Source organism: Streptomyces cyanogenus (genome assembly GCF_017526105.1).
Taxonomy (GTDB): Bacteria; Actinomycetota; Actinomycetes; order Streptomycetales; family Streptomycetaceae; genus Streptomyces; species Streptomyces cyanogenus.
In genome coordinates this window covers 1,056,246-1,078,816 of record NZ_CP071839.1, presented here as the reverse complement: position 1 = coordinate 1,078,816, position 22,571 = coordinate 1,056,246, and the positions used below count along the sequence as shown (strand labels likewise).

At 72.4% G+C, this 22,571-nt stretch carries 21 protein-coding genes; 11 read left to right on the top strand and 10 right to left on the bottom strand.

Annotated features, from left to right (window positions below; genetic code table 11):
* Window positions 1-36 precede the first annotated feature (36 nt).
* Entirely contained in the window at window positions 37-1,524 is a 1,488-nt protein-coding gene (locus S1361_RS04800; RefSeq protein WP_208030596.1) for a long-chain-fatty-acid--CoA ligase, read from the bottom strand.
* A gap of 164 nt (window positions 1,525-1,688) precedes the next feature.
* Between S1361_RS04800 and S1361_RS04795 the strand changes: the two genes are divergently transcribed.
* Window positions 1,689-2,858 carry a PucR family transcriptional regulator gene (locus tag S1361_RS04795; protein WP_208036460.1) on the top strand — a complete coding sequence of 390 codons (1,170 nt, stop codon included), beginning with the start codon at window positions 1,689-1,691 and terminating at the stop codon, window positions 2,856-2,858.
* Window positions 2,859-2,936: 78 nt separating this feature from the next.
* Here the strand turns inward: S1361_RS04795 and S1361_RS04790 are convergent, their stop codons facing one another.
* The gene (locus S1361_RS04790) at window positions 2,937-3,269 is read right to left on the bottom strand and encodes a hypothetical protein (RefSeq protein ID WP_208030595.1); all 333 of its coding nucleotides are present in this window, start codon (window positions 3,267-3,269) and stop codon (window positions 2,937-2,939) included.
* A gap of 124 nt (window positions 3,270-3,393) precedes the next feature.
* Window positions 3,394-4,647, bottom strand: a complete 1,254-nt coding sequence (locus S1361_RS04785) for a L,D-transpeptidase (RefSeq protein ID WP_208030594.1) — start codon at window positions 4,645-4,647, stop codon at window positions 3,394-3,396.
* A 285-nt stretch (window positions 4,648-4,932) separates the two neighbouring features.
* Here S1361_RS04785 and S1361_RS04780 point away from each other — a divergent pair, with 285 nt between their 5' ends.
* The 10 genes from S1361_RS04780 to S1361_RS04735 all read left to right on the top strand — a co-directional run bounded on the left by S1361_RS04780 (window position 4,933) and on the right by S1361_RS04735 (window position 14,900).
* Window positions 4,933-7,581 carry a winged helix-turn-helix domain-containing protein gene (locus S1361_RS04780; protein WP_208030593.1) on the top strand — a complete coding sequence of 883 codons (2,649 nt, stop codon included), beginning with the start codon at window positions 4,933-4,935 and terminating at the stop codon, window positions 7,579-7,581.
* 42 nt (window positions 7,582-7,623) lie between these two features.
* Entirely contained in the window at window positions 7,624-8,142 is a 519-nt protein-coding gene (locus S1361_RS04775) for a hypothetical protein (RefSeq protein WP_208030592.1), read from the top strand.
* A gap of 120 nt (window positions 8,143-8,262) precedes the next feature.
* Window positions 8,263-8,460, top strand: coding sequence for a hypothetical protein (locus S1361_RS04770; RefSeq protein WP_208030591.1), 198 nt, complete (start codon window positions 8,263-8,265; stop codon window positions 8,458-8,460).
* 195 nt (window positions 8,461-8,655) lie between these two features.
* On the top strand, window positions 8,656-9,405 hold the full coding sequence (locus S1361_RS04765; protein WP_208030590.1) for an HdeD family acid-resistance protein: 750 nt from the start codon (window positions 8,656-8,658) through the stop codon (window positions 9,403-9,405).
* A 22-nt stretch (window positions 9,406-9,427) separates the two neighbouring features.
* Window positions 9,428-10,783 (top strand): hypothetical protein, encoded by a 1,356-nt coding sequence (locus tag S1361_RS04760; protein ID WP_208030589.1) that lies wholly within the window; start codon window positions 9,428-9,430, stop codon window positions 10,781-10,783.
* A 79-nt stretch (window positions 10,784-10,862) separates the two neighbouring features.
* Window positions 10,863-11,324 (top strand): SHOCT domain-containing protein, encoded by a 462-nt coding sequence (locus S1361_RS04755; protein ID WP_208030588.1) that lies wholly within the window; start codon window positions 10,863-10,865, stop codon window positions 11,322-11,324.
* Window positions 11,325-11,351: 27 nt separating this feature from the next.
* Window positions 11,352-11,792, top strand: a complete 441-nt coding sequence (locus tag S1361_RS04750; protein ID WP_208030587.1) for a DUF7144 family membrane protein — start codon at window positions 11,352-11,354, stop codon at window positions 11,790-11,792.
* Window positions 11,793-11,800: 8 nt separating this feature from the next.
* The gene (locus S1361_RS04745) at window positions 11,801-13,075 is read left to right on the top strand and encodes a diacylglycerol/lipid kinase family protein (RefSeq protein WP_243769080.1); all 1,275 of its coding nucleotides are present in this window, start codon (window positions 11,801-11,803) and stop codon (window positions 13,073-13,075) included.
* A 7-nt stretch (window positions 13,076-13,082) separates the two neighbouring features.
* Window positions 13,083-14,000, top strand: coding sequence for a YihY/virulence factor BrkB family protein (locus S1361_RS04740; protein WP_208030586.1), 918 nt, complete (start codon window positions 13,083-13,085; stop codon window positions 13,998-14,000).
* A 216-nt stretch (window positions 14,001-14,216) separates the two neighbouring features.
* Entirely contained in the window at window positions 14,217-14,900 is a 684-nt protein-coding gene (locus S1361_RS04735) for a phosphatase PAP2 family protein (RefSeq protein ID WP_208036457.1), read from the top strand.
* 7 nt (window positions 14,901-14,907) lie between these two features.
* Here the strand turns inward: S1361_RS04735 and S1361_RS04730 are convergent, their stop codons facing one another.
* The 7 genes from S1361_RS04730 to S1361_RS04700 are packed head-to-tail and all read right to left on the bottom strand — an operon-like array spanning window position 14,908 to window position 22,568.
* The gene (locus S1361_RS04730; RefSeq protein ID WP_208030585.1) at window positions 14,908-16,242 is read right to left on the bottom strand and encodes a glutamate-1-semialdehyde 2,1-aminomutase; all 1,335 of its coding nucleotides are present in this window, start codon (window positions 16,240-16,242) and stop codon (window positions 14,908-14,910) included.
* Window positions 16,243-16,246: 4 nt separating this feature from the next.
* Entirely contained in the window at window positions 16,247-16,798 is a 552-nt protein-coding gene (gene rfbC / locus S1361_RS04725; protein WP_208030584.1) for a dTDP-4-dehydrorhamnose 3,5-epimerase, read from the bottom strand.
* A complete protein-coding gene (locus S1361_RS04720) occupies window positions 16,795-18,027 on the bottom strand; it encodes a polysaccharide pyruvyl transferase family protein (RefSeq protein ID WP_208030583.1) in 1,233 nt (410 codons plus the stop codon). The genes rfbC and S1361_RS04720 overlap by 4 nt, the downstream gene beginning before the upstream one ends.
* Window positions 18,024-18,980, bottom strand: coding sequence for a glycosyltransferase family 2 protein (locus tag S1361_RS04715; protein WP_208030582.1), 957 nt, complete (start codon window positions 18,978-18,980; stop codon window positions 18,024-18,026). The genes S1361_RS04720 and S1361_RS04715 overlap by 4 nt, the downstream gene beginning before the upstream one ends.
* On the bottom strand, window positions 18,977-20,275 hold the full coding sequence (locus S1361_RS04710) for an MATE family efflux transporter (protein WP_425086586.1): 1,299 nt from the start codon (window positions 20,273-20,275) through the stop codon (window positions 18,977-18,979). The genes S1361_RS04715 and S1361_RS04710 overlap by 4 nt, the downstream gene beginning before the upstream one ends.
* On the bottom strand, window positions 20,272-21,555 hold the full coding sequence (locus tag S1361_RS04705; protein WP_208030581.1) for a DUF4910 domain-containing protein: 1,284 nt from the start codon (window positions 21,553-21,555) through the stop codon (window positions 20,272-20,274). The genes S1361_RS04710 and S1361_RS04705 overlap by 4 nt, the downstream gene beginning before the upstream one ends.
* A complete protein-coding gene (locus tag S1361_RS04700) occupies window positions 21,543-22,568 on the bottom strand; it encodes an NAD-dependent epimerase/dehydratase family protein (RefSeq protein ID WP_208030580.1) in 1,026 nt (341 codons plus the stop codon). The genes S1361_RS04705 and S1361_RS04700 overlap by 13 nt, the downstream gene beginning before the upstream one ends.
* Between the last annotated feature and the right edge of the window lie 3 nt (window positions 22,569-22,571).

The window sequence follows — 22,571 nt, the reverse complement described above, 5'->3', positions numbered from 1 at the left end:
CGGAGGGCCCAGGCACAGAGGCGGAGACGACCGGCCTCACCCCGTCGGCGCGCTGATCTCCCGCTTGAGTATCTTGCCGCTCGGACCGGTCGGCAGCGTGTCCACGAGCCATACTTCGCGCGGGTACTTGTACGCCGCCACCCGCTCCTTGACGAACTGCCGGAGCTCCTCCGGTGTGGCCTGCGCCTTCGGGCGGAGCACCACCGCGGCCGCGATCTCCTCGCCGAGGTGCGCGTCGGCCACGCCCACCACCGCGGCCAGTGCAACGGCCGGGTGCTCGTGGAGCACCTCCTCGATCTCGCGCGGGTAGACGTTGTAGCCGCCGCGGATGATCATGTCCTTCTTGCGGTCGACGATGTACAGGTAGCCGTCCTCGTCCCGGCGCGCGAGGTCGCCGCTGCGCAGCCAGCCGTCCGGGATGGTGGCCGCCGTCTCCTCCGGGCGGTTCCAGTACCCCTTCATCACGTTGGGCCCGCGCACGGCCAGTTCACCGATCTCGCCGGGAGCCACGTCCTGGCCCTTGTCGTCGAGGAGCCGCACCTCCACGTCCTTGATCGGCGTGCCGATGGACCCGGCCTTGCGCGGCCGGTCGGGGTGGTTGAAGGTGACCACCGGACTGGTCTCGGACATGCCGAAGCCCTCCAGCACGATGCAGCCGAAGCGACGCTCGAAGCCGTGCAGGACCTCCACCGGCAGCGAGGCCCCGCCGGAGACGCACATCCGCAGCGTGGACACGTCGGCCTCCGACGGGTGCTGGAGCAGCGCCGCGTACATGGTCGGTACGCCCTCGAAGATCGTCGCCCGGTCGCGGGCGATGGCGTCCAGCACGGTCTGCGGGTCGAAGCGGGGGATCAGGGTGAGCGAGGCACCGGCGCGGACGGTCACGCTCATCGTGCAGATCTGGCCGAAGATGTGGAACAGCGGCAGACAGCCCACGACCACGTCCTCTGCCGTCACCTGCTGCACATGGACCGCGTTGACCTCGGTGTTGTGCCGCAGCCCGCTGTGGGTGAGCGTGGCACCCTTGGGCCGGCCGGTGGTGCCGGAGGTGTACAGCAGCACGGCCACGTCCTCGCTGTCCGGCTCGCTCACCTCCGGCAGCGGCTCGTGACCGGCCAGCAGCTCCGCGAAGGCGGCGGGCTCGACGGCCATGTGCCGCACCCCGGCGGCGGCCGCGCCCTGTGCCCCTTCGCCCGGCGCCTGGTGCCACTCGAAGAGCATCTCCGCACCCGAGTCGCGCAGGTGGTACTCGGTCTCCCGGGTCTTCAGCAGTGGGTTCATCGGTACGACGACCGCTCCGGCGCGCAGCACGCCGTAGTACAGGACGACGAACTCGGGAACGTTGGGGAGCATCAGGGCGACCCGGTCTCCCGGCCGCACGCCCTCGGCCCGCAGCAGCGTGGCGGCGCGGGCGCTGCGCTCGTCGAGGTCCGCGTAGCTGGTGACCTGGCTCCCCAGTCGCAGCGCGGGGCGTTCCGGCTGCCGCCGTGCCGTCTCCACCAGGAACTCCGCCAGATTGGCCATGACCGCCTCCACGAACGTCGCCGTCGAAATCCGCTGTTCACGCTGACGACATCGTGCAGACCACGGTGGCGACGGCCTATATGAGGCATGACAGTGTCTGCCTCCCCGGATTGTTCATGAGTACAAAACAGGAGCGTTACGCTGCGGGAATGAACCTCTCGGGTGTGGTTTCGGCGCTTCGTGTGAGGTTGCCGGATCTGGGCGAACGGATGGCGCAACGGATCCGCTCGGACGTCGATGCCTACAAGGACGAGTCGCTGATCTCCTTCGACTCGCTGCGCCACTCGTGCACCGCCAACGCGGACCTGATCCTGAACCAGCTCGGCCGCTCCGGCGCCCAGGACGCCGGCCCGGCCCGGGAGACCGGCCGCCTGCGCGCCGAGCAGGGCGTGCCGCTGGCGGACACCCTGCACGCGTACCGGATCGGCTTCGAGCTCCTGTGGACGGAGGTCCTCGCCGAGGCACGCACCCATTCCGAGGTCACCGACGCCCAACTGGTGTCGCACTCCGCGGAGATCTGGGCCCTGTTCGGTTGCTACGCGGAGGCGGTCGCGGCGGCCTACCGGGAGACGACCGCCGAGCTGACCTCGCGGCGTCAGGCGCGCCGCTCGGCCCTGGTGGAGGCGCTGTTCACCGGCGTCATCGCCGACCGCACGCTGTGGGAGGCCGCCCGCGAGCTGGGTCTGCCCGACCGAGGGCCCTACGTGGTCGCCGTGGCGGCGGCCGACGCTCCCGGCGAGGAGCCGCTGGCGGGGACGGAGGCGGCACTGCATCAGGCCCAGGTCCACTTCACCTGGCGGCTGCTGCCCGACCAGCAGATCGGTTTGGCCGCCCTGCCCACGGCGACCGTGGAGAACACCTGTCTGCGCATCCTGCGCCGCGCGGGCGCCCGCGTAGGTGTGAGCCCGCGCTTTCACTCGCTGCGGGACACCCCCCAGGCTCTGCGCTTCGCCCGTCTGGCCCTGGCCGGCCTCCCGGGCACCGGCCCCGGCGTCGCGCGGTTCGACGACAACCCGCTGGCCATGGTCGTCGCCGCCGCTCCGGCCGAGGCGGCGCACCTCGTGGAGGCGGTCCTCAAGCCCCTGCTCGATCTCCCGGCCGCGGAGCGTGCCCGTCTCCTGGAGACCCTGGAGCACTGGTACGCCGCCGCCGGCTCCGCCGCGGACACGGCACGCAGTCTCTTCGTCCACCCCAACACCGTCCGCTACCGGTTGCGCCGCATCGAGCAGCTGGCAGGCCGCTCCCTGTCCGATCCACGAGCGGTGGCGGACATCGGCGCGGCGCTCCTGGCGGTCCGCCGGGCGGACGCGTCATCCAGTGACGTCAATCGGTGACCGGCATGCGTACCTGCCGACCGTCACCCCGGCGCAGGGACGGCGACCTGCCGGAACCGTTGAACCGGAGGGAGGCGGCTACGGGCAGGGGCGGCCAGCCGAAGGGGAGGGGAACATGAGCGGGAGCGAGGAACGGGAGCGCTGGGCACTGCTGCCCGGAGCCGCGCTGGGTCGCGGCTCGGTATGAGCCCGGCCGAGGTGGCCGTCGTGAGGGTGCGACCTCGGGGCGTTGACCGAGTTGTTGCTGCCGCCATGGCCGCAGAAGGCACCCAGGCAACTGCCGCCGCGTGCGGCCACCGACATCATGATGTCCGCCGTGCCATGAGCATGAGCGGCCACCGGCTCGCCGCCGCGCCGGGACCCGTCGGTCGCGGCGGCGAGTGCCGTCTCGGCGAACTGGGACTCCCGCATGGCGGATCCACGCGGTGCCAATGGTCTTCGCCGACCATGACCTTGGTGAGGTCCGCGCCCTGCCGGATGTTGGGCCTTACCTGGTGGTGCCTGGCCTGCTCCCCGTCCGGCTCACGGCGTGGTGTCAGGGAGTTGAGCTGCCCGCGACCCACTCGTTCCACGGCATGTTCCAGTCGCCGAGGCCGTTGTCCGGGGCCAGCGTGGTCTTGTCCTGGGAGTTCTTGACGATCACGACGTCGCCGATCAGCGAGTGGTCGAAGAACCACGCGGCGGGCTGCCTGCCGTCGCCGCCGCCCCGGACGTCCTTCAGGCCCACGCAGCCGTGGCTCGTGTTGACCTTGCCGAAGACCTTGTCGCCACCCCAGTAGTTGCCGTGGATGAACGTGCCCGAGTCGGTCAGGCGCATGGCGTGCGGTACGGCCTTGATGTCGTACGAGGGCTTGCCGTCCTTCTCCGTGAGGCCGACGGTCGCACCGTTCATGTGGATCTGCCGGAACTTCTCGGAGATCACCATCTGCCCGTTGTACGTCGGGTGCTCGGCGCTGCCCGACGAGATCGGGATGGTCTTGATCTTCTTGCCGTCCCGGACGACGGTCATCCGCTTCGTCTTCGCGTCGACGGTGCTGATCTGGCTCCGGCCGATCTTGAACGTCACCGTCTTGCGGACGCCGTAGCGGTCGAGCGTGACGGTGACGGTGGAGCCGGGCTTCCAGTAGTGCTCGGGGCGGAAGTCCAGACGGCGGTCGCCGAACCAGTGGCCGACGACCCGCTGACCGCTGCTGGAGCTGACCTGGATCTCCGACTCCACGCCGGCCTTGTCGCCGATCGCCTTGCCGAAGGTGACCGTCACCGGCATGCCCACACCGACGGTGGAGCCGTCCTCGGGGGAGAGGTGCCCGATGAAGTCGTTGCCCGGGGAGACCGTGGTGATCGTGGCGTTCTCGGTGACGGAGCGGTTCTCGGCGTCCACGGCCTCTGCGGCGACCTGGTACCGGGTGGCCCGCTCCAGCCGGCTGTTCGGCTTCCACGAGGTGCCGTCAGCGGACAGGGTGCCCGCGATCTCGGCACCGGTCGCGACGTCGGTCATGGTCACCTTGGTGAGCTTGCCGTCGCTGACGGTGACACCGACCGGGTCGTCGACCCCGGCGTTGCGGGCACCTTGCCCGGGCGTGAACGCTATTCGCGCGTCGGAGGCTTCCTGGGCGCCCGCCTGGTCTGCAGGCGCCTGCGATGCCGTGGGGTTGCCGGCATCGTTCCCGCCGGCGGCAGCGTGGCTTGTGCCGCCCATGGCCGTAACCGCGAGTACGCCGCCGAGTACGCCGGCCGTAGCCACCAGCCCGGTGCGTCGTTTACACAGCGTGGTCAACCGCTTCTCCATGCCATTGGTCGTCGGGTCCGTGCGCTGATCGCCGGAGGGGTGCAACCAGCAACGAAACCACTTATAGGCACGCCTCTGTCCAGAAATGGGCAAATTGTGGTGAAGGCCACGCATTGTCGAGTGCGTGGCCGGGGGGCCGGGCACGGAGCCAGGCACCCGCGAGGCGACCGGCCCCGGCCGGGCAGATCGGACCTGGTCACGGCCCTGCGGGTCCCGTGCCGCGCGCGTACCCGCCGCGAACCTGTCATGGTGATGGTGGGGGATCACTGCGGGTGGTGAGGCGGTGTGGCACCGAGCGACAAGACCGGACAGGACCGAGCCGTCCCGGATCTCGATCCGCTGGGCGACCCGTTCCTGCGGACCCGGTTCGCCCTGCCGACGCGACCAGGGACCTTCCTGCGCCGCGCACGGCTGGCCGAACACCTCGACCGGTCGCGGACGACGCCGCTGGTGATGGTCAGCGGGCCGGCCGGTGCGGGCAAGACCCTGCTGGTCGCCGACTGGGTCGCCGGCCTCGCCCCGCCGGTCGCCTGGCTCACCCTCGACGCGGCGATCCAGGGGCCGGGCATGTTCTGGGCCCATCTGCTCCAGGCCCTGCGCGCCGGCGGGGTGCAGCTGCCCGCCGACATCGGATTCCCCGCCGACGGCAGCCGGGTGGACACCGCTTTGCTGACCCGGCTCGCCGCCCACCTCGGCAGCGGCGGGAGGAGCGTGACCCTGGTGCTCGACGACTACGACCGCGCGGGCGCCGACCTCTCGGAGCAGCTCGCGTTCGTCCTGCACCACGCCCGGCCGGGACTGCGTCTGGTCCTGGTCGCCCGCACCGAGCCCCTGCTGCCGTTGCACCGGTACCGAGCGGCCGGCGAGATGACCGAGATCAGGGGCGCCGAACTGGCCTTCTCCCCGGACGAGGCCAGAGAGCTGCTCGGGCTGCACGGCCTGCACCTGACGGCGGAGGCCGCGCGTGCACTGGTGGAGCGCACCCGGGGCTGGGCGGCGGGCCTGCGGCTGTGCGCCCTGGCCGCGCAGCAGAGCCCGGATCCGGAGCTCTACCTGAAGGAGTTCGAGGCCGGCCACAGCGCCATCGCGGACTTCCTGCTGGCCGAGGTGCTCAGCCGGCAGACGCCGGAGTCCCAGGACCTCCTGCTGCGCGTCAGCGTCCTGGAGCGCTTCTGCGCCGATCTGGCGAACGAACTGACCGGACGGTCCGACGCCGCCCTCCTCCTCGTCGGACTGCACCGTGAGAACGCCTTCGTCGAGGACCTCGGGCACGCCTGGTATCGCCTGCATCCGTTGTTCCGGGAAATACTCCGCGTGCACCTGCGCGAGCGCTGTCCCGGTCTGGAACAGGAACTGCACCGGCGGGCCGCGCGCTGGTTGCGGCGGTTCGGGGCGCTTCCGGAGATGCTGGCCCACGGCGCCGCGGCGCAGGACTGGGAGAACACCGCGCGGGCGCTGGTGGACGACCTGGCGATCGGACAACTGTTCACCGGTCTGCGCTCCCACGACCTGACCGAACTGTTCGCCGGCATGGAGCCCGCGACGACGAGTGCCGCCACCGAACTCGTCCGGGCGGCCCGTGACCTGGCCCGGCACGACCTCGACCGCGGTCTGGCGCACCTGCGGCACGCCGAGGAACAGCTCGCGGCCGACGACCACGGCCAAGCGGCGGCCCGACTGAGCCACGCCCTGCTGGAGGCACTCGCCGCGCGCCTGAGCGGATCACCCACACGAGCGGAGAAGGCCGTCCGCGCAGCCCGCGAAGTGCTGCCGGAGGTCCCGGAACGGCTGCTCGATCACCACCCGGAAGTCCCCGCCCTGCTGCTGACGCACGTCGGCTCGACGTGGGTGTGGGCCGGGCGCTTCGACGAGGCGCGAGCCGCGCTCGCGGAGGTGGCCGGGAACAGCGGGGGTGCCCCCACGGCCGTCCCGCGCCAGGAGTCCCTGGGACACCTCGCGTTGATCGACTACCTCGAGGGCCGGCCGGGCAGGGCGGAGCGCAACGCCTTCGCCGCGCTGACCGAGCTGGACCGGTTCGGACTGCGGGAACCCTCCGGATCCGGCCTCGGACGCCTGGTCCTCGCCGCGGTCGCCGTCGAGCGGGGTGAACTGCGCCGTGCCCAGGAACTGATCGACCAGACGCCCCGCGCGGCACCGCAGGACCCGGTGACAGCCGCCGGCAGGTCCATCGCCGTGGCCCGGCTGCTGCTGGCCCGCGGCAGGGCCCGTGCCGCCGCCGCGGTCGCGGAGGAGGCGTTGCCGACCGACGTGGGCTCCCGCTGGGCACGGAGCCAGGCCGCGCTGGTCACCTCTGCCGCCCACCTCGCCGAAGGCCGCCCGGACAAGGCCGCGGAGGTCCTGCGGGACATGGCCGACGACCAGCCCGCGTGTGCCGTCGGCGCGGCGCGGGCGCACCTGGCGGCGGGCAACCCGCTCGAAGCCCTCCGGATGCTCGACACCATCGGCGCGGCGGAGCACGTCGGACCCGCGGTGCGCGTGCGTGCCACCTTGCTGCGGGCCCAGGCCGCGCACAGGAAGGGCGACGGAGCCACCGCCCGCCGGCTGGTCGCCGAAGCGCTGCGGGGCGCCCGGCGCGACAGGCTGCGCCAGCCCTTCCGCGAAGCCGGACCGTGGGTCGAGCCGTTGCTGAAGGCACCGCCGCTGCAGCAGCTGGCGGCGGGCTGGCTCCTTCCCGGCGCCGCGACGCCCGACCCCGCTGCCGAGCTCGCGCCCGTGCTGGTGGAGCCGCTGAGCGGACGCGAACGCGATGTGCTCACCAGGCTCGCCCAGCTGATGCCGACCGAGGAGATCGCCGAAGACCTGTGCGTGTCGGTGAACACGGTGAAGACCCACATCAAGAGCGTCTACCGGAAATTGGCCGTGAACCGCAGGCACGACGCGGTACGCCGGGCACGCGAACTCGACCTGCTGTGAGCCGTCCGTCCTCCGGCCCGGACCTCATGCGAAGAGGCCGTCATGCTCAGACACGACGCCGCGGCCGCGCGGGAACGCCGCCGCGAACGAAGAGCCCACGCCGACTACACGGGCGGGGTCTACGGCTCCATGGTCGCCGCCACCGTGGTGATCGGCGCCGGCACGCTGGGCTCCTTCCCGCGCCTGGAGCTGGTCCTGCTGCTGATGCTCAGCGGTGTCGCCTTCTGGGTGGCACACGTGCACGCCCACCTGTTCGGCGCCCGCCTGGCGCAGCAGGCCCTCGACCGCCACACCGTCCTGCACGTGTGCCGTGACGAGTGGCCGATCGTCAAGGCCGCCGTCCCGCCGTCCCTGGCCGTGGCCGTCAGTCCGCTGCTGGGACTGGATGTGACGGGAGCGCTCTGGCTGGCCGCCTCCGTGGCCGTGGCCGGCCAGGTGGGGTGGTCGGTGGCGGCATCGCGGCGAGCCGGTGCCGCACCGCGGGACATCCTCCTGACCGCCTCGGTCAACCTGGTCCTCGGCCTGCTGATCATGTCCTTCAAGATCGTCGTCAAGCCGTGAGACGCGCGGGACGGCGCCCAGAGGTCACCTGCGCCGGGTGAGACCTGAGGGCAGCGGCGGCGGGACGATGGAACGCAGGGCGGCAGGGCACCGACGTCGGCTGCGGCGGGAGCACAGCACATGCGCTACGAGATCCGCGTCGAGGGACATGTGTCGGAAACACTGGCCAAGATGTTTCCGGAGCTGGATCACGTGGTCGTCTCCGGTCAGACACTGCTGTACGGCCCCGTGGTCGACGAGGCTCACCTGTACGGGCTGCTGGCCCGCTTCCAGTCGGTGGGACTGCGTGTGGTGGAGCTGCGGCAGATGCCCGACTGAGCAGGGACGCGATCCACGCTCGGGCGAGCCCTCACACCGGGTGGAACCGGCGGCGGCCGGCCCCGCCGCACGGCGGGCTGCGGATCACCCGCCGGGGGTGACCCGGCGCCCGGGGGGTGCGCGGGAGGCTGACGGGTGCGGGTGCATCACACCGCCAACGGTCCGGTAGCGGACCGCGTCAGGCGAGGAGGAGCCATGACCACATCGCGTGATCCCGCACCGCCCCCGGGGGCGGAGCCTCCGCACGGCGGGACGGCTGCCGCCCCGGGCAGCGGCCCCGCGCCTTCCCCCGGCGACACGGGTACGGTCTGGAGCAGCAGCCCCCCGCGGCCGTCGGCGGAAACGGGCGCGGCCGCGGACGGTGACCCGGAGGGGCAGCTGGCCAGGGCCGGCGGCTCCTGGGTCTGGCTGCTGGGATCGGCCGTGTCGACGCTCGTACCGGGGATCCTGGCGCTGGTCTGGCCCGACGAGACCCTGCACGTCCTGGCGGTCCTTCTCGGGATCTACCTGCTCGTGACAGGCGGGTTCCGGTTCGTCGCGGCCTTCGCCCGGGAGCACGGCGACCGGCACGCGGGGCTCCTGGTCGCGGTCGTGTACGTGCTGGCCGGAGTGCTGTGCCTGCGGCATCCGCTGCAGACGATCGCCGCGCTGTCGTTGATCACCGGGACCGTCTGGCTCGTGTCCGGCATGCTGACCCTCTGGGCGGCGCTCTCCGCCAAGGGCATGCCGCACCGCGGCTTCGTCCTCGGGATGGCGGCACTCGGCATCGTCGCCGGCATCGTGGTGCTCGCCCTGCCCACCCAGTCCGCCCGCGCCCTGACCCGGCTGCTCGGCCTGTGGCTTGTGCTGCTCGGGGTGGCCGAGCTGGGACTCGCACTCGCCCTGCGATCGGCACTGCGCAGGTCACGCCCCAATCCGCTGCCAGGCCCGCCGGCGACTGCATGACGTCCCGTGGCGAGGAGCTCACATGGCCTCCAAGTTGCCCCCCGAACCCCCGGATCCCGGCCGCGGTGCCGAGGGCCCGGTGGAGCTGTCCGCCGAGGAACACCAGAGGTACCTGCGGCTGAGCCGTGCCGCGGCCGTACGCCACCGCAGGGTGCGCTACGCCGGGGCGTCGCTGTTACTCCTTCTCACCCTGCTGCTGGCCCCGCTCGCCGTCGTCGCGGCCTGGATGGACGACACGATCACCGACACCGACCGGTACGTGCAGACCGTCGCGCCCCTTGCCTCGGAACCGGCCGTGCAGAAGGCCGTGACCGACCGGCTGACCGACCGGGTCGTCGACGAGATGGACCTCGACGCCGTGACGGCAGCGCTGAGCAAGGCACTGGCGGACGCCGGGGCACCACCGGCCGTCGTGGACCACTCGGCGGCTCTCACCGGGCCGCTGCGTGCCGCCGTGACGAACGTCGTGCACGGCATCGTGTTCCGCGTGATCAGCAGCGACGCGTTCCAGCAGGTGTGGGAGACCGCCAACCGACGTGCACAGAAAGCCGTCGTGGGCATGCTCACCGGTGACCGGAGCACGGCTCTGCGCGCCCAGGGCGACACCGTCACGCTCGACCTCGGCACCGTGATCGACCAGGTCAAGCAGCGTCTCGTCGACCAGGGCTTCGCGAAGGCGTCGGCCATACCGGCGCCCGACCGGCAGATCACCCTGTTCAAGACCGACAAGCTCTCCAAGGCCCAGGACGCCCTGCGGCTGCTGGACGTCATGGGGTCCTGGCTGCCGGTGCTGACCCTCGTCCTCGCCGCCCTCGCCGTGTGGGTCGCTCCCGCGCACCGCGTGATGCTGCTCGTCACCGCCATCGGCATCGGCGTGATGATGATCGTGCTGCTCGTCGCGCTGGCCGTGGCGCGCCGGATCTACCTCAACTCCGTGCCCCCGTCGGCCCTGCCCCCCGACGCGGCGGCGGTGATCTACGACACCTTCGTCCGCTTCCTGCGCAACAGCACGCGCACCCTGCTCGTGGTCGCCGTGATCACGGCGCTGACCGCCGTCCTGTACGGCCCGAGCCGCGCGGCCCGCGGGGTACGGACCCTGGCCCGGCGCGGTACCGGTGCGGCGGGCCGCGCACTGCACGACGCCGGGGTGCACACCGGCGCGACCGGACGTTGGCTGGACGGCCACCGGCGGTGGACCACCGGTGTGGTCATCGGCTGCGGGGCGCTGGTCCTGGTGCTCTGGAACCGTCCCACGGTCGGGGCCGTGCTCCTGGTCGTCGTCCTCGTCGTCGTGGTGGTGGCCGTCCTTGGGGTGCTGGCCGCCGCGGCGCGCCCGGAAACCGCAGCCGCGCCCGGCGACTTCACCCGCCCGAGGTGAGGACGGCCCTTGCCGGGGCGCCGATGCTGGAGACAGCCGGGAACGGTGGTTGGGCTTGCGCCCGGAACGGAGAACACAGATGAGTACCGATACGTTCCTCGCCTACGACTATCCGCTGCTGAGCATGTTCTGGACCCTGCTCTGGTTCTTCCTGTGGATCATGTGGTTCGTCCTGCTCTTCCGCATCATCGGCGACATCTTCCGCGACGACAGTCTGGGCGGCTGGGGCAAGACCGGGTGGCTGGTGTTCGTCGTCGTGCTGCCCTTCCTAGGCGTCTTCATCTACCTCATCGCCCGGGGCAAGAGCATGGGCCGTCGAGAGATCGACCACGCCCGCGCACAGCAGGCCGAGGTCGACGCCTACATCAAGAAGACCGCGGGCGGCGGGCTCTCGAGCGCCGACGAGCTCGCGAAGCTGTCCGACATGCGGACCCGCGGAGACATCACGGACGAGGAATTCCGCCGCGCCAAGGAACTCGTCCTCGGCGGCGCCGGTCGGCCGGGCCCCTCCGCCACGACCGACGCACCCTCCCCCCACTGAGCACGCACCCAGGAAACGAGGCACAAGATGACTACCACGCACGCCCCACGGGAGCACCCGGCGAAATACACCTGGGCCGCGGGCCTGATGGTCTTCGGCGCCGTCATGCTCTCCCTGGTCGGCATTCTCGACATCTTCCGCGGGATCATGGCGATCGCGCAGGACGAAGTCTTCGTCACCACACGCAACTACGTCTTCGCGTTCGACCTCACCGCCTGGGGCTGGATCCACCTCGTCCTGGGCGTGGTCGCGGTGATCGTCAGCTTCGGGCTGTTCCAGGCGGCGACATGGGCGCGCGTGGCCGGTGTGGTCATCGCCGGGCTCGTCGTCATCGCCAACTTCCTCTCCCTGCCGTACTTCCCGGTGTGGTCCGTCGTCATGATCGCGATGTCGGGGTTCATCATCTGGGCCCTGTGCGTCGCCAGGAAGGAAGACGTCGCGCCCGGCGGTACGCCCGGCGGCATGTGAGGCGCCGCGTGGCGTCGGCCGGAAGAGTATGGGCGGCACGTGCGGCCGTGCTCGCCCTGCTCGGCGGTGTGCTGGTCCTGTTTCTGGCCGCCGGAGCGCGCAGCCTGCTGTGGGTGCTGCTCGCGATGGCCGGTCTGGCACTCGCCGCGGTGGGGGCGTGGTGGATCCTCGCGCACACCGGGGTCGTACGCGCCTGTGGCGCGGCTCTGATGGTGGCCGCGCCGCTCACCGTCCTCGGCCTGTACGCCGTCGGCGGCATGCTGGGTCCGGCCGTCGTCTGCCTCGCGCTGTGGCTGATCGCGGGCGCCGCGGCGGGCAGCGCCCTGACATCCGGCTCCGCCTCCCGGGCACGGCCGGCCCAGGCGCCGCGTAACCCCTGGATCCTGATGAATCCGCGCTCCGGCGGCGGCAAGGTCGGCCGCTTCGGCCTCGTCGACCGCGCCCGCTCGATGGGCGCGCGGGTGACCGTGCTCGACGGACACCAGGACGTGTCCGCACTGGCACGGCGGGCCGTCGGTGAGGGGGCCGACCTCCTTGCCGTGGCGGGCGGGGACGGCACGCAGGCCCTGGTCGCGGAGGTGGCCCACGAACACGATCTGCCGTTCGTGGTGATCCCCGCGGGCACCCGCAACCACTTCGCCCTCGATCTCGGCCTGGACCGGGACGATCCCGCCGCGGCCCTGGAGGCGCTGACCGACGGCGTCGAGGTCAGGGTGGACCTCGGGTTCGCCGCGGACCGGGTCTTCGTCAACAACGCGTCCTTCGGTACCTACGCGGCCGTGGTCGGCGATCCCGCCTACCGGGATGCCAAGGTGCGCACGGCGCTGGACGACCTGCCCGAACTGCTCACGGGCGACCGCGTCCAGAGACTGCGGATGCGGTGCGGACGGCACCAAGCCGACGGGCTGCAGGCGGTGCTGGTCAGCAACAACCCCTACGGCTCCGCGGTGGGCCCGGGGCACGGCCGCAGGGACAGGCTGGACTCGGGACGGCTCGGTGTGCTGTGCGTACGCGTCGACAACGCCGTGCAGGCCGCGCGGTCCGTGGCCGGCAGAGGGGGCGGGTTCCGGCGTCTGGCCGGTGAGGAAGTGATCGTGGACGCGGACGACGCGACCGTTCCGGTGGGCATCGACGGGGAACACGTCGTGCTGCCCGCGCCCGTGGTGTGCAGGATCGTGCCGGGGGCTCTGCGCGTGCGCGTTCCCCGTCGTCACGTCACTCGCCGAAGCGGTCCGTCCGGGGCCGACTGGCCGCGTGTGCTCCGCCTCGCACGCGGAGCGTGAGCCTGAGATGCCGGGCACTCGCCCCGAGAAGGAACACCCACCCCAGCGGCGACGGCACACGCAACGCGGTCGTTCACCCCAGCGGTGGCGGGCCGCGCACCGCCGTTTCGAGGAGAGCGGGCCGGGCCGGCTGTGGGGACGGCTCTCGGCGGTCGACCTCTTCGCGCACTCCTTCCAGCTGGCGGCGCTCGCACTCCTGTGCTTCTTCCCTTTCCTGATCATCATCACCGCGGCGGCAGGACGCGACGCCGCCGTGGTCGTCACCGAGTGGCTGGGGCTCAACCAGCAGGCGGCACGGGCCGTGGCATCCCTGTTCAAGCCCGCGACGGGCTCGTACGCCCTCACCGCGACGAGCGCTCTGTTCCTCCTGCTCGGGGCACTGGCCGTGGCCGGCACGCTCCAGACCTGGTACCGCATGCTGTTCGACGTCCGGGGAGGCGGCTGGCGGACCAACGCGGCCCAGCTGGCCTGGCTCGCGGGGCTGCTCGGCTACGCCGCCGTGCAGAGCGCGTTCGGCAGGGCGTTCGGCGGGACACCCCTCCCCGGACTGATGGGCTTCCTCTGGTCGCTCGTCTTCTGGTGGGCGAGCATGTACGTGCTGCTCGTCGGAGCAGTGCCGTGGCGCGTCCTCTTTCCTCCGGCCCTGGTCACCAGCCTGTGCTGGACCGGGCTCGGTGTGTTCTCCGCCCACTGGTTCTCCGCGACGATCGTGGCCAACCAGCAGAAGTACGGCCCCATCGGCGTCGTCATGGTCATCCTGTCCTGGCTGGTGGCGGTCGGCGTGGTCATCCACCTCGGAGCCGTCGTGGGCCGCATGACGAGCGGAACCCTCACCGCGCGCAAGGACGGCGGAGGTGACGGCGGGCAGCGAGTCCACGGCGACGGCGGACACAGCGGTCGGGAAGCCCGCGAGGACGGCGAGTGAGCCGTTAGGGTGACGAAGAGAGGTTCCATGCCCTCGGCCGGGGCGGGGGACAGGCCGGCGGCTCCCGTGCGGGCCGCGTCGGATACGACCAAGGGGGGCTCCTTGGCGGGGAGTTCGGGCCGGCAGAAGCCGAGGACCACCTCGGCCGGCGACGGGGGCGTGGGAACTTCGCGCCCGACGTGCGTGCGGAACACCGGATCGGCGGCCCCAGGGCCGGTGACCGGCCGGTCGGCGTCCGCGGTGCTGCCGCCGTCACTGCGCGCGTGGCTCGGGCCGATCGCGGCCCTCGCCGCGCTCGTGGTCGTCGTGCTCGGGGTCCTGTACGCCGGCGCCGGCAAGCCCGGCCCGGTGGACGCGCGGATCGGGGCGGCGGTGGACGGCGTGCGGCCGCCGTGGCGGCACGTCGCTCTGGCCATGGACTTCCTGGGGGAGCCCGGGGGAGCGGTGGCACTGGTGGTGGCCCTCGTGACGGGCTGCCTGCTGCTCCGGAGTCCTCGCGCGGCGGTGCTCCTCGTTGCCGGCCTCGGCACGACCGTCGGGACGGCGACGCTGCTCAAGCACGTGGTGGGACGCACCATCCACGGCGAAGGCAACCTGTCCTATCCGAGCGGGCACACCGCCTTCCTCACCGCGCTCGCCCTCGTCGTGGCGCTGGCCGCGACCGGTCGGCTCGGCCTCGGCAGAACGGCCGGCACGGCACTCGTGCTCGCCGCGGCGCTGCTTGCCGGCGCCGCCATGGGGTGGGCGCAGGTCGCCTTGGGCGCGCACTACCCGACCGACGTCCTCGGTGGCTGGTGCACCGCGCTGGCGGTGACACCCGCGACCGCCTGGCTGGTCGACCGGATGGCTGACCGGCCGGCCGGTCAGCCATCCGGCGCCGGCCGGCGGGAGCGTGGCTGACCTCCCGTCAGGCCAATCGGCGGAACACGGGCTTCACCGGTCGTCCGGCCAGCCACGGGGTGGGGTCGCCGGCGTCCAGCGCCTTCCGGTACACCACACACGCCTGGGCCACCACGTCGACGGTGTGATCGATGTCGGCGTCGCCGAGCGCGCTGCTCACCACGAACGACGGGGCCAGCACCCCGCCCGCGAGGAGCCGCCGCAGGAACAGGGTGCGGTACTGCTGCGACGGCTGCCGGTTCTCGTCGAGGGTGGTGAAGACCAGGTTGCTGGCCCGGCCCCGGACGACGACGTGCTCGCCGACGCCCGTGGCGGCGGCGGCCTCGCGGACACCGGCGGCCAACCGCTCGCCGAGGGCGTGCAGCCGCGCGGTGACGCCCTCCTCGGCGTAGGTGGTCTGCACGGCCATCGCCGCTGCCAGGGAGTGCGTCTCCGCACCGTGCGTGGTCGACAGCAGGAAGACCCGGTCGCCGGAGTGGCGCAGCCCGCCCAGCTCCATCAGCTCGCGGCGCCCGGCCAGCGCGGAGACGGCGAACCCGTTGCCCAGCGCCTTGCCGAACGTGGAGAGGTCGGGGACGACGCCGTACAGGCCCTGGGCGCCCGCCTCGGACCAGCGGAAGCCGGTGATCATCTCGTCGAAGATCAGTACGCAGCCGTGCCGGTCGGCCAGCTCCCGCAGGCCGGCGAGGTACCCGGGCGGCGGCTCGGTGTGGGTGGCGGGTTCCAGGATCAGGCAGGCGACCTCGTCCCGGTACCGGGAGAGCAGCTCCTGAGTGGCGGCCAGGTCGCCGTAAGGGAACGTCACGGTCAGCTCGTTGGTCGCCGCCGGAATGCCGGCGGACATCGGCGTGGTGCCGATGAACCAGTCGTCGACGGAGAAGAACGGTTGGTCGGCGCAGAGGGCCACCCGCGGGCGCCCCGTGGCGGCGCGGGCGAGGCGCACCGCGGCGGTGGTGGCGTCGGAGCCGTTCTTCGCGAACTTCACCATCTCGGCGGTCGGCACCGTGGCCAGGAAGCGTTCCGCGGCCTCCAGTTCCACGACGGACGGCCGGACGAAGTTGCTTCCGCGGTCGAGTTCCCGCCGCACCGCCTCGGTCACGCGCGGATGGGCGTGGCCGAGGCTGACGGACCGCAGACCGGAGCCGTACTCGACGTAGCGGTTGCCGTCGACGTCCCACACGTGGGCACCGCGGCCGTGGCTGATGACCGGGGCCAGGTTCTCGGGGTACTGGTCGTCGCCCTTGGCGTAGGTGTGCGCGCCCCCGGGGACCAAGGCGTGCAGCCGTTCGTTCGCCGTCCGCGACCGGGGCAGGAGGAGCTCTCCGGTGTCTTCGGTGTTCACGGTCTCAACTTTCTTCGTGTTTCAGGACCTCGGCGAGGCTCGGCGCCTCACGGTCCCGCTGGGACATCGACGTGACCGGCAGGGGCCACGGAATGGCGAGCTCCGGATCGTCGAAGGCGATCGTCACGTCCTCGGCCGGATCGTGCGGGCGGTCGATCCGGTACGAGGTGTCGGCGGTGTCGGTCAGCGCCTGGAAGCCGTGCGCGCATCCCGCCGGGACGTACAGGGTCGCCTGCGTCTCGCCGGACAGCTCGAAGAAGGCCCGGCCCAGGTAGGTCGGCGAGTCCGGCCGCAGGTCCACGACGACGTCGAAGATCCTCCCGTACGAGCACCGCACCAGCTTGGCCTCGCCGGCGCCGGAGCGCAGGTGCAGGCCGCGCAGTACGCCCCGGACCGAGCGGGACAGGCTGTCCTGGACGAAGGCGTCCGGGTCGAGGCCCACCGAGCGGACCACGTCGGCGTCGAAGGTGCGGCAGAAGAAGCCGCGCTCGTCGGTGTACGGCGTCGGCTCGAAGAGGTACGCGCCGTCGATCGCCGCTACTTCGGTCGCCTTCATGGAGCCTCCCGCAGGGTCTGGGTCCGGCCGGCCGCCGGGAACAGGGCCGCCGTCAAGGCGTGGAACTGGTGATCGAGGAGCCGGGCGGCGGCCCGGTTCCGCTCGGTGAGGGTCTGCCGCAGCTCGGCCGACTGCTTCTCCAGCGCCCGGAACTGCTCGAACAGCCGGTCGGCGTCGAGCTCGCGCGCTGGGTGGCAGTACGCGCCGAGGCCCATCCGGTCCATGAGCGCGTCGCTCTTCGCCGCATAGGTGATGGCGAGCGTCGGCGTCCCGGTCTTCAGCGCGCAGATCAGGTTGTGGTACCGGATCGCGACGACCGTGTCGGCAGCCGCCATCTCCTTCATCAGGTCGGCCAGCGATTTCGGCTCGGCGGCGGTGACCAGCGGCGAGTCCACCGCGTCGAGGATGGCGGCGACCACCGAGGCATCGCACTCGTCGCCGGTGAGCAGCCGGACCGGTCTGCCCTCCCCGACCAGCGCACGGACGAACCGGATCGTCCCGTCGAGGTAGCGACGGTGGATCTCGTCGGCCCGGGCACGGTCGTCGTTGCCGCCGTGGAAGTCCATGACACCGACGCAGACTCGGCCCGGCGGGCCCGAGGGGGCGCTCGCGGGCGGCGTCGGCAGGGAGAAGGCGAGGTCCGGGTAGACCTCGTCGTGCGTGGTGTCCACGCCCATCGCCCGCATCGCGTCGCGGGACGGGGCGTCCCGGTACGACCGGTACGCGGCCAGCCGCGCCGACCAGCGCACCAGGGCCCGGGTCGGCCGGTTGCCGATCGCCGCGGCGCCGACGCTGACCAGCGCGACCCGGGTGCGGAACAGCCTGCCGGTCGCACAGAGCAGGAACAGCGAGTACGGGAAGCCCCACGGCCGCAGCGGCAGCGTGGCCTCCAGGACCCCCATGCCCGGCACGATCACCACGTCGTGCCGGCGCACCCAGGCAGCGGTGCGGAAGACGTCGACGAGTTTGCCCAGACCCTTCGCCGCGACCGCGCCGGCCCGCGACGCCGTCCGGTACTCCCCGCGGTTCCAGTGCAGCCGCGTCGCGGGGATCCCGAACCGGGCCGTGACCACCTCGGGGCCGCCGCACAGCGCGCTCACGACCGCCTCGGGGTGCTCGGCGCGGAGGTAGCCGAGCACGGCCTCCAGCGACCCGTCGTTGCCGAGGTTGCCGGAGCCGAGCAGGCCGAACAACCCGACACGCACGGGAGATCCGTCCGCTGACGTCATACCTGACTCCCTTCCCGACCGTCACGCCCGGCGACGAGGGCGTCGACGGAGACGGTGAGCCCGGCCGGGTCGACGGGGGCGCGGTCCTCGACCCGCTCGCCGGCGCCCGGCCGGACCCGGCTGGTCATCCACGCGGCCAGGTGGCGGTAGCACGCCCGCCGGTCGGCCGCGGACAGCGGGGCCCGCCGGATCGCCGAGGCGAAGCCCCAGACGTACTCGGCGAGCAGCCGGGGCGTCGGGTGCAGCAGTCCGGCCCGGCGCGGGTCGAGGTTGACGCACCGGGAGCGCTTGGACGGGTTCGCCCGCTCTGCGCGGGTGGGGTGGTCGCGGCGGAAGTACAGGAGTTCGGGCACCTGGTGGAAGCGCCCGTGCAGGGCGATCTCGGCGACGAACGTGCGGTCCGCGTGGTGGTAGCTGTCCATCGGCTTCACCCGGCGCAGCGCGTCGGCCCGGATCACCCCGTAGAAGTCGTCACCGCCGGGCTCGAACAGCATGCTGCGGAAGCGCACCGGCGCGTGCGGCGAGTCGGTGGCGAGCGTGTACTCGTACGGGACCTTCACCTGGCCGTCGCCGTCGATGACCGCCTGGTCGGCGTGCGCGAGGATCACGTCCGGTCGCTCGTCCAGGGCTTCCACACAGCGCCGCAGCAGGTCCCGGCCGTACAGGTCGTCGTGCGAGGCCCACTTGAACAGCTCGCCGCGGGACTCGGCGAACACATGGTTGTGGTTCGGCGTGGCGCCGATGTTCCGGGGCAGCCGGAGGTACCGGATGCGGGAGTCCTTCGCGGCGTACCGGCGGCAGATGTCCTCGGTCCCGTCGGTCGAGGCGTTGTCGGAGACGACCAGTTCGAAGTCCTCGTAGGTCTGGCCGAGCAGGGCGTCGAGCGACTCGGCCAGGTACTCCTCGCCGTTGTACACGGGCAGGCCGATGCTCAGCCTGGGTCGGTCGGTCATGGGGTCCTCACTTCGGGAATGGAGTTCGGGCGGTGCTCCCGCAGAGCGGACCGCAGGTGCAGCCACCACACGGCCGAGCCGCTGACGGTCGCGGCGGCGACGCCCCAGGCCGAGCCGACCGTGCCGGCCGCGGCCGCCCCGCCGAGCCCGCCGCCGACGTAGCAGGCGGAGGCGAACAACTGGCAGCGCAGGCTGCGTCGGGCCGCGCCGAGCGCGCGCAGCCCGGCCGCCGCGCCGGTGCCGAGACCCGCGCCCGCGACGCCGAGGGTGATCGGCACGACGAGCCGCGCGGCGGAGTGCCAGACGCTGCCGAGCACCAGCTCACCGAGCCGGTCCGGCACCAGCAGCAGCGCCGAGCCCCAGACCAGCGCGGCGGCGGCCTGCCCGCCGCCCAGCAGGAGGCAGAACATGCCGAGGCGGTGCGGGGCCTGCCGCAGCACTCGTGCCGCCTCCGGGACGGTGACCAGAGACAGTCCCATCAGCACGGCGAGGAACGGGCCCATCAGGAGCTCGGCGCCCCGCACCGCGCCCACCGCGCCGACCCCGACGATCGCGCCGAGCCCGTACGCCCGCAGCTGGCTCGCGCCGCTGAGGCTGACGTTCTCGACCAGGTACCGGTAGCCGAGATCGCGCTGTTCGCGAAGCCACCCACGCGCCCCGGCCGGCCGGGGCCGCACGCCGGACTGGAGGCAGCCGTACGCGGCGGCCACCGCGGCCGACGCACCCCAGGCGAGCACGAAAGCGGCCACGCTGCCCACGCGGGCCGCCACGACCATGGCCGGGACGAGCGCGACGCCCCACACCAGGTCGTTGACGAACGCCTTCCGCCCGGCGCCGGCGGCGAAGAACGAGAACCGCCAGGCGTCCTGCAGCAGCAACCCCGGCAGCGTGACACCGAGGCAGACGAACGCGGGCCCCACACGGCCGCCGAGCGCCGGCCCGACCGCCACGCACACCGCGCCGACGGCCGCGCCGACGCCGAGCGCGGTCCCCGACGACCGGACCACCGCCGCGCGCCAGGACGCGTCCGGCACGCCGCTGAAGCGCACCACCAGCGGGTCGGTGGCCAGCCCGCGGGAGACGTTGAGCACCACGCCGTAGGTCACCCAGGCCAGGCTGAACACGCCGAACGCGGTCACCCCCAGCGAGCGCGCCACGTAGATCCCCACCACGAAGTTGCTCATGCTGGAGGCCGCCTGGTCGGCCAGCCCCCAGGAGAGCCGGCCGGCGAGGGCCCGCCTGGCGGAGCGGGCCGGCGCCGTCGCCTTCTCCCCCGGGGTGGTCATCGGCGTCATGCCTTGATCAGCCCGGCGCCGTGCAGGGCGCCGGCCGCGGCGGCGACGGTGTCGAACGGCAGCCCGGACCGCTCGGCGACGTCCAGCAGACCGTGCTCGCCGTCGGAGAGGCTGAGCACCCACAGCATGGCCATCTGGGCCTCCTTCGCGTCGCTGCGGCCGCCGAGCGAGTCGTACAGCCCACGCCGGCCCAGCTGCGGCTCGCCGTACGGGCTGAGGTTGACGTACCGCCGGTTGCGGTCCAGCACGGCGAACGCCTCACGGCACACGGCGAGCGTGTCCGCCATCGCCGCCGGGGAGACGAAGCCCAGATCGTCCGCCGAGGTGTGGTACTCGGGATAGCCGGCGTACGGGGTCCGGCTGAGCGAGCCCACGCCGAGGTCGAACCCGGGCGAGCAGAACTGCCGCTCGTCGTAGCCGTACGGAGTGAACTCGGTGACGCGATGCGGGCGTTGGGAGGCGGACAGCACGTGCCGCATCACCCGGTCGATCTCCGCGTCGCCGCGCCTGCTCTGCTTGTACGTGAGGTGACCCGGGTCGCCGGCACAGGCCAGCACCAGCCCGTGCCTGACAAGCTCCACCCGGTCCGCGTTGCGGGCCAGCCAGGTGATCGCCCCGATGGTGCCGGGCGCGAACAGGAACCGGTAGGTGTAGTACGGCCGCTGCTCCGCCAGCGCCCGGGCCAGGAACGTCGCCACCGCGACGCCGGCCAGGTTGTCGTTGGCCAGCGACGGGTGGCAGACGTGGCAGGAGACGATCACCTCGTCCGCGACCTGCCCGGGGATCACGTGCTCGGCGTAGGTGAGGTGGCCGTCGGTGAGCGTGGAGTCGATGCGTACCTCGTACTCGCCGTCGGGCAGCGCGTCCAGGGTCTCCTGGGCCAGGCAGAACCCCCATTCCGGCTTGTAGTAGCTGGTGCGGTACGGCACCCAGGACGGGTGGTCCGGCAGGGTGTGCAGGTGTCCGCGCAGGTCGGCCAGCGGCATGGTCGCCGACACCGGCAGGCTGTAGCCGAGCACGTGCAGGTTGGACGCGGCGAAGTCGACGACCCGGTTGCCGGCGGCGTCGGCGATGTACGCGTCCCGGATGTTCCACTCCTGCGGCACCGTCCAGTCGAGCACCTGCGTCCCGGTCGGCACCTCGTGCACCTGCAGCGGGACGTACTCCCCGACGATGTCCAGGGTGGCGCGCACACCGTCGCCGGTGATGCTGCGGCACAGCGGGTACAGCCGCTCCACCAGCGCGTACATCTCTTCGCCGGCCGCGGTCACCGGCGCCACCGCAGGGTGTCGTCCACCGCACCGGCGTCGGAGGCGGATCGCAGCACCGCCAGCCGGGTGAAGCGCCGGTCGAAGTCCTCCCGGGTCAGCCCGTGTGTCCGGTAGGCCTCGGCGAGTTCGAGCGCGCCCTGCTTCACCGTCCATTCGCAGTCGAAGCCGGGCACCGCGGCACGGAACCGCGAGAAGTCCACCCGGTACGACCGCGGATCGGAGCCGGTCTCCCCGGTGATCACCACCTTGGAGCCGGGCACCGCCTCGGCGACCTGCTCGGCGATCTCGGCGACCGTGACGTTGTTGACCTCGCTGCCGATGTTGAACGCCCGGTCGTGCACCGCTTCCCGCGGCGCGGTCAGCGCGGCCGTGAAGGCCCGTGCGATGTCGGCGGCGTGCACCAGCGGGCGCCAGGGGGTGCCGTCGGAGAGCACCAGCACCTCGCCGGACAGCAGCGCGTGGCCCACCAGGTTGTTCAGCACGATGTCGGCGCGCAGCCGGGGCGAGTAGCCGAAGGCGGTGGCGTTGCGCATGAACACCGGGGTGAAGTCGCCGTCGGCCAGGGCGTGCAGGTCGTCCTCCACCCGCACCTTGGACTCCGCGTACGGCGTCACCGGGCGCAGCGGGGCGTCCTCGGTCACCAGGTCGTCACCGCCGGCGGCGCCGTAGACCGAGCAGGTCGACGCGTACAGGAAGCGCCGCACTCCGGCGTCGCGGGCCAGCCGGGCCAGCCGTACGGACGCGTGGTGGTTGATGTCGTAGGTGAGTTCCGGTGCCAGCGATCCCAGCGGGTCGTTGGAGAGCGCGGCCAGGTGGATCACGGCGTCCACCCCGGCCACGTGGTCGGCCGTGACGTCGCGCAGGTCCACCCGCGGCCCCGGCGGGTCCGCGGGCGTCGGGCCGAGGACGCAGTCGGCGAACAGACCGGCGTCGAGGCCGACGACCTCGTGTCCGGCGGCGGTGAGGACCGGGGCCATCACGGTGCCCAGATAGCCCTGGTGTCCGGTCAGCAGTACGCGCAAGGT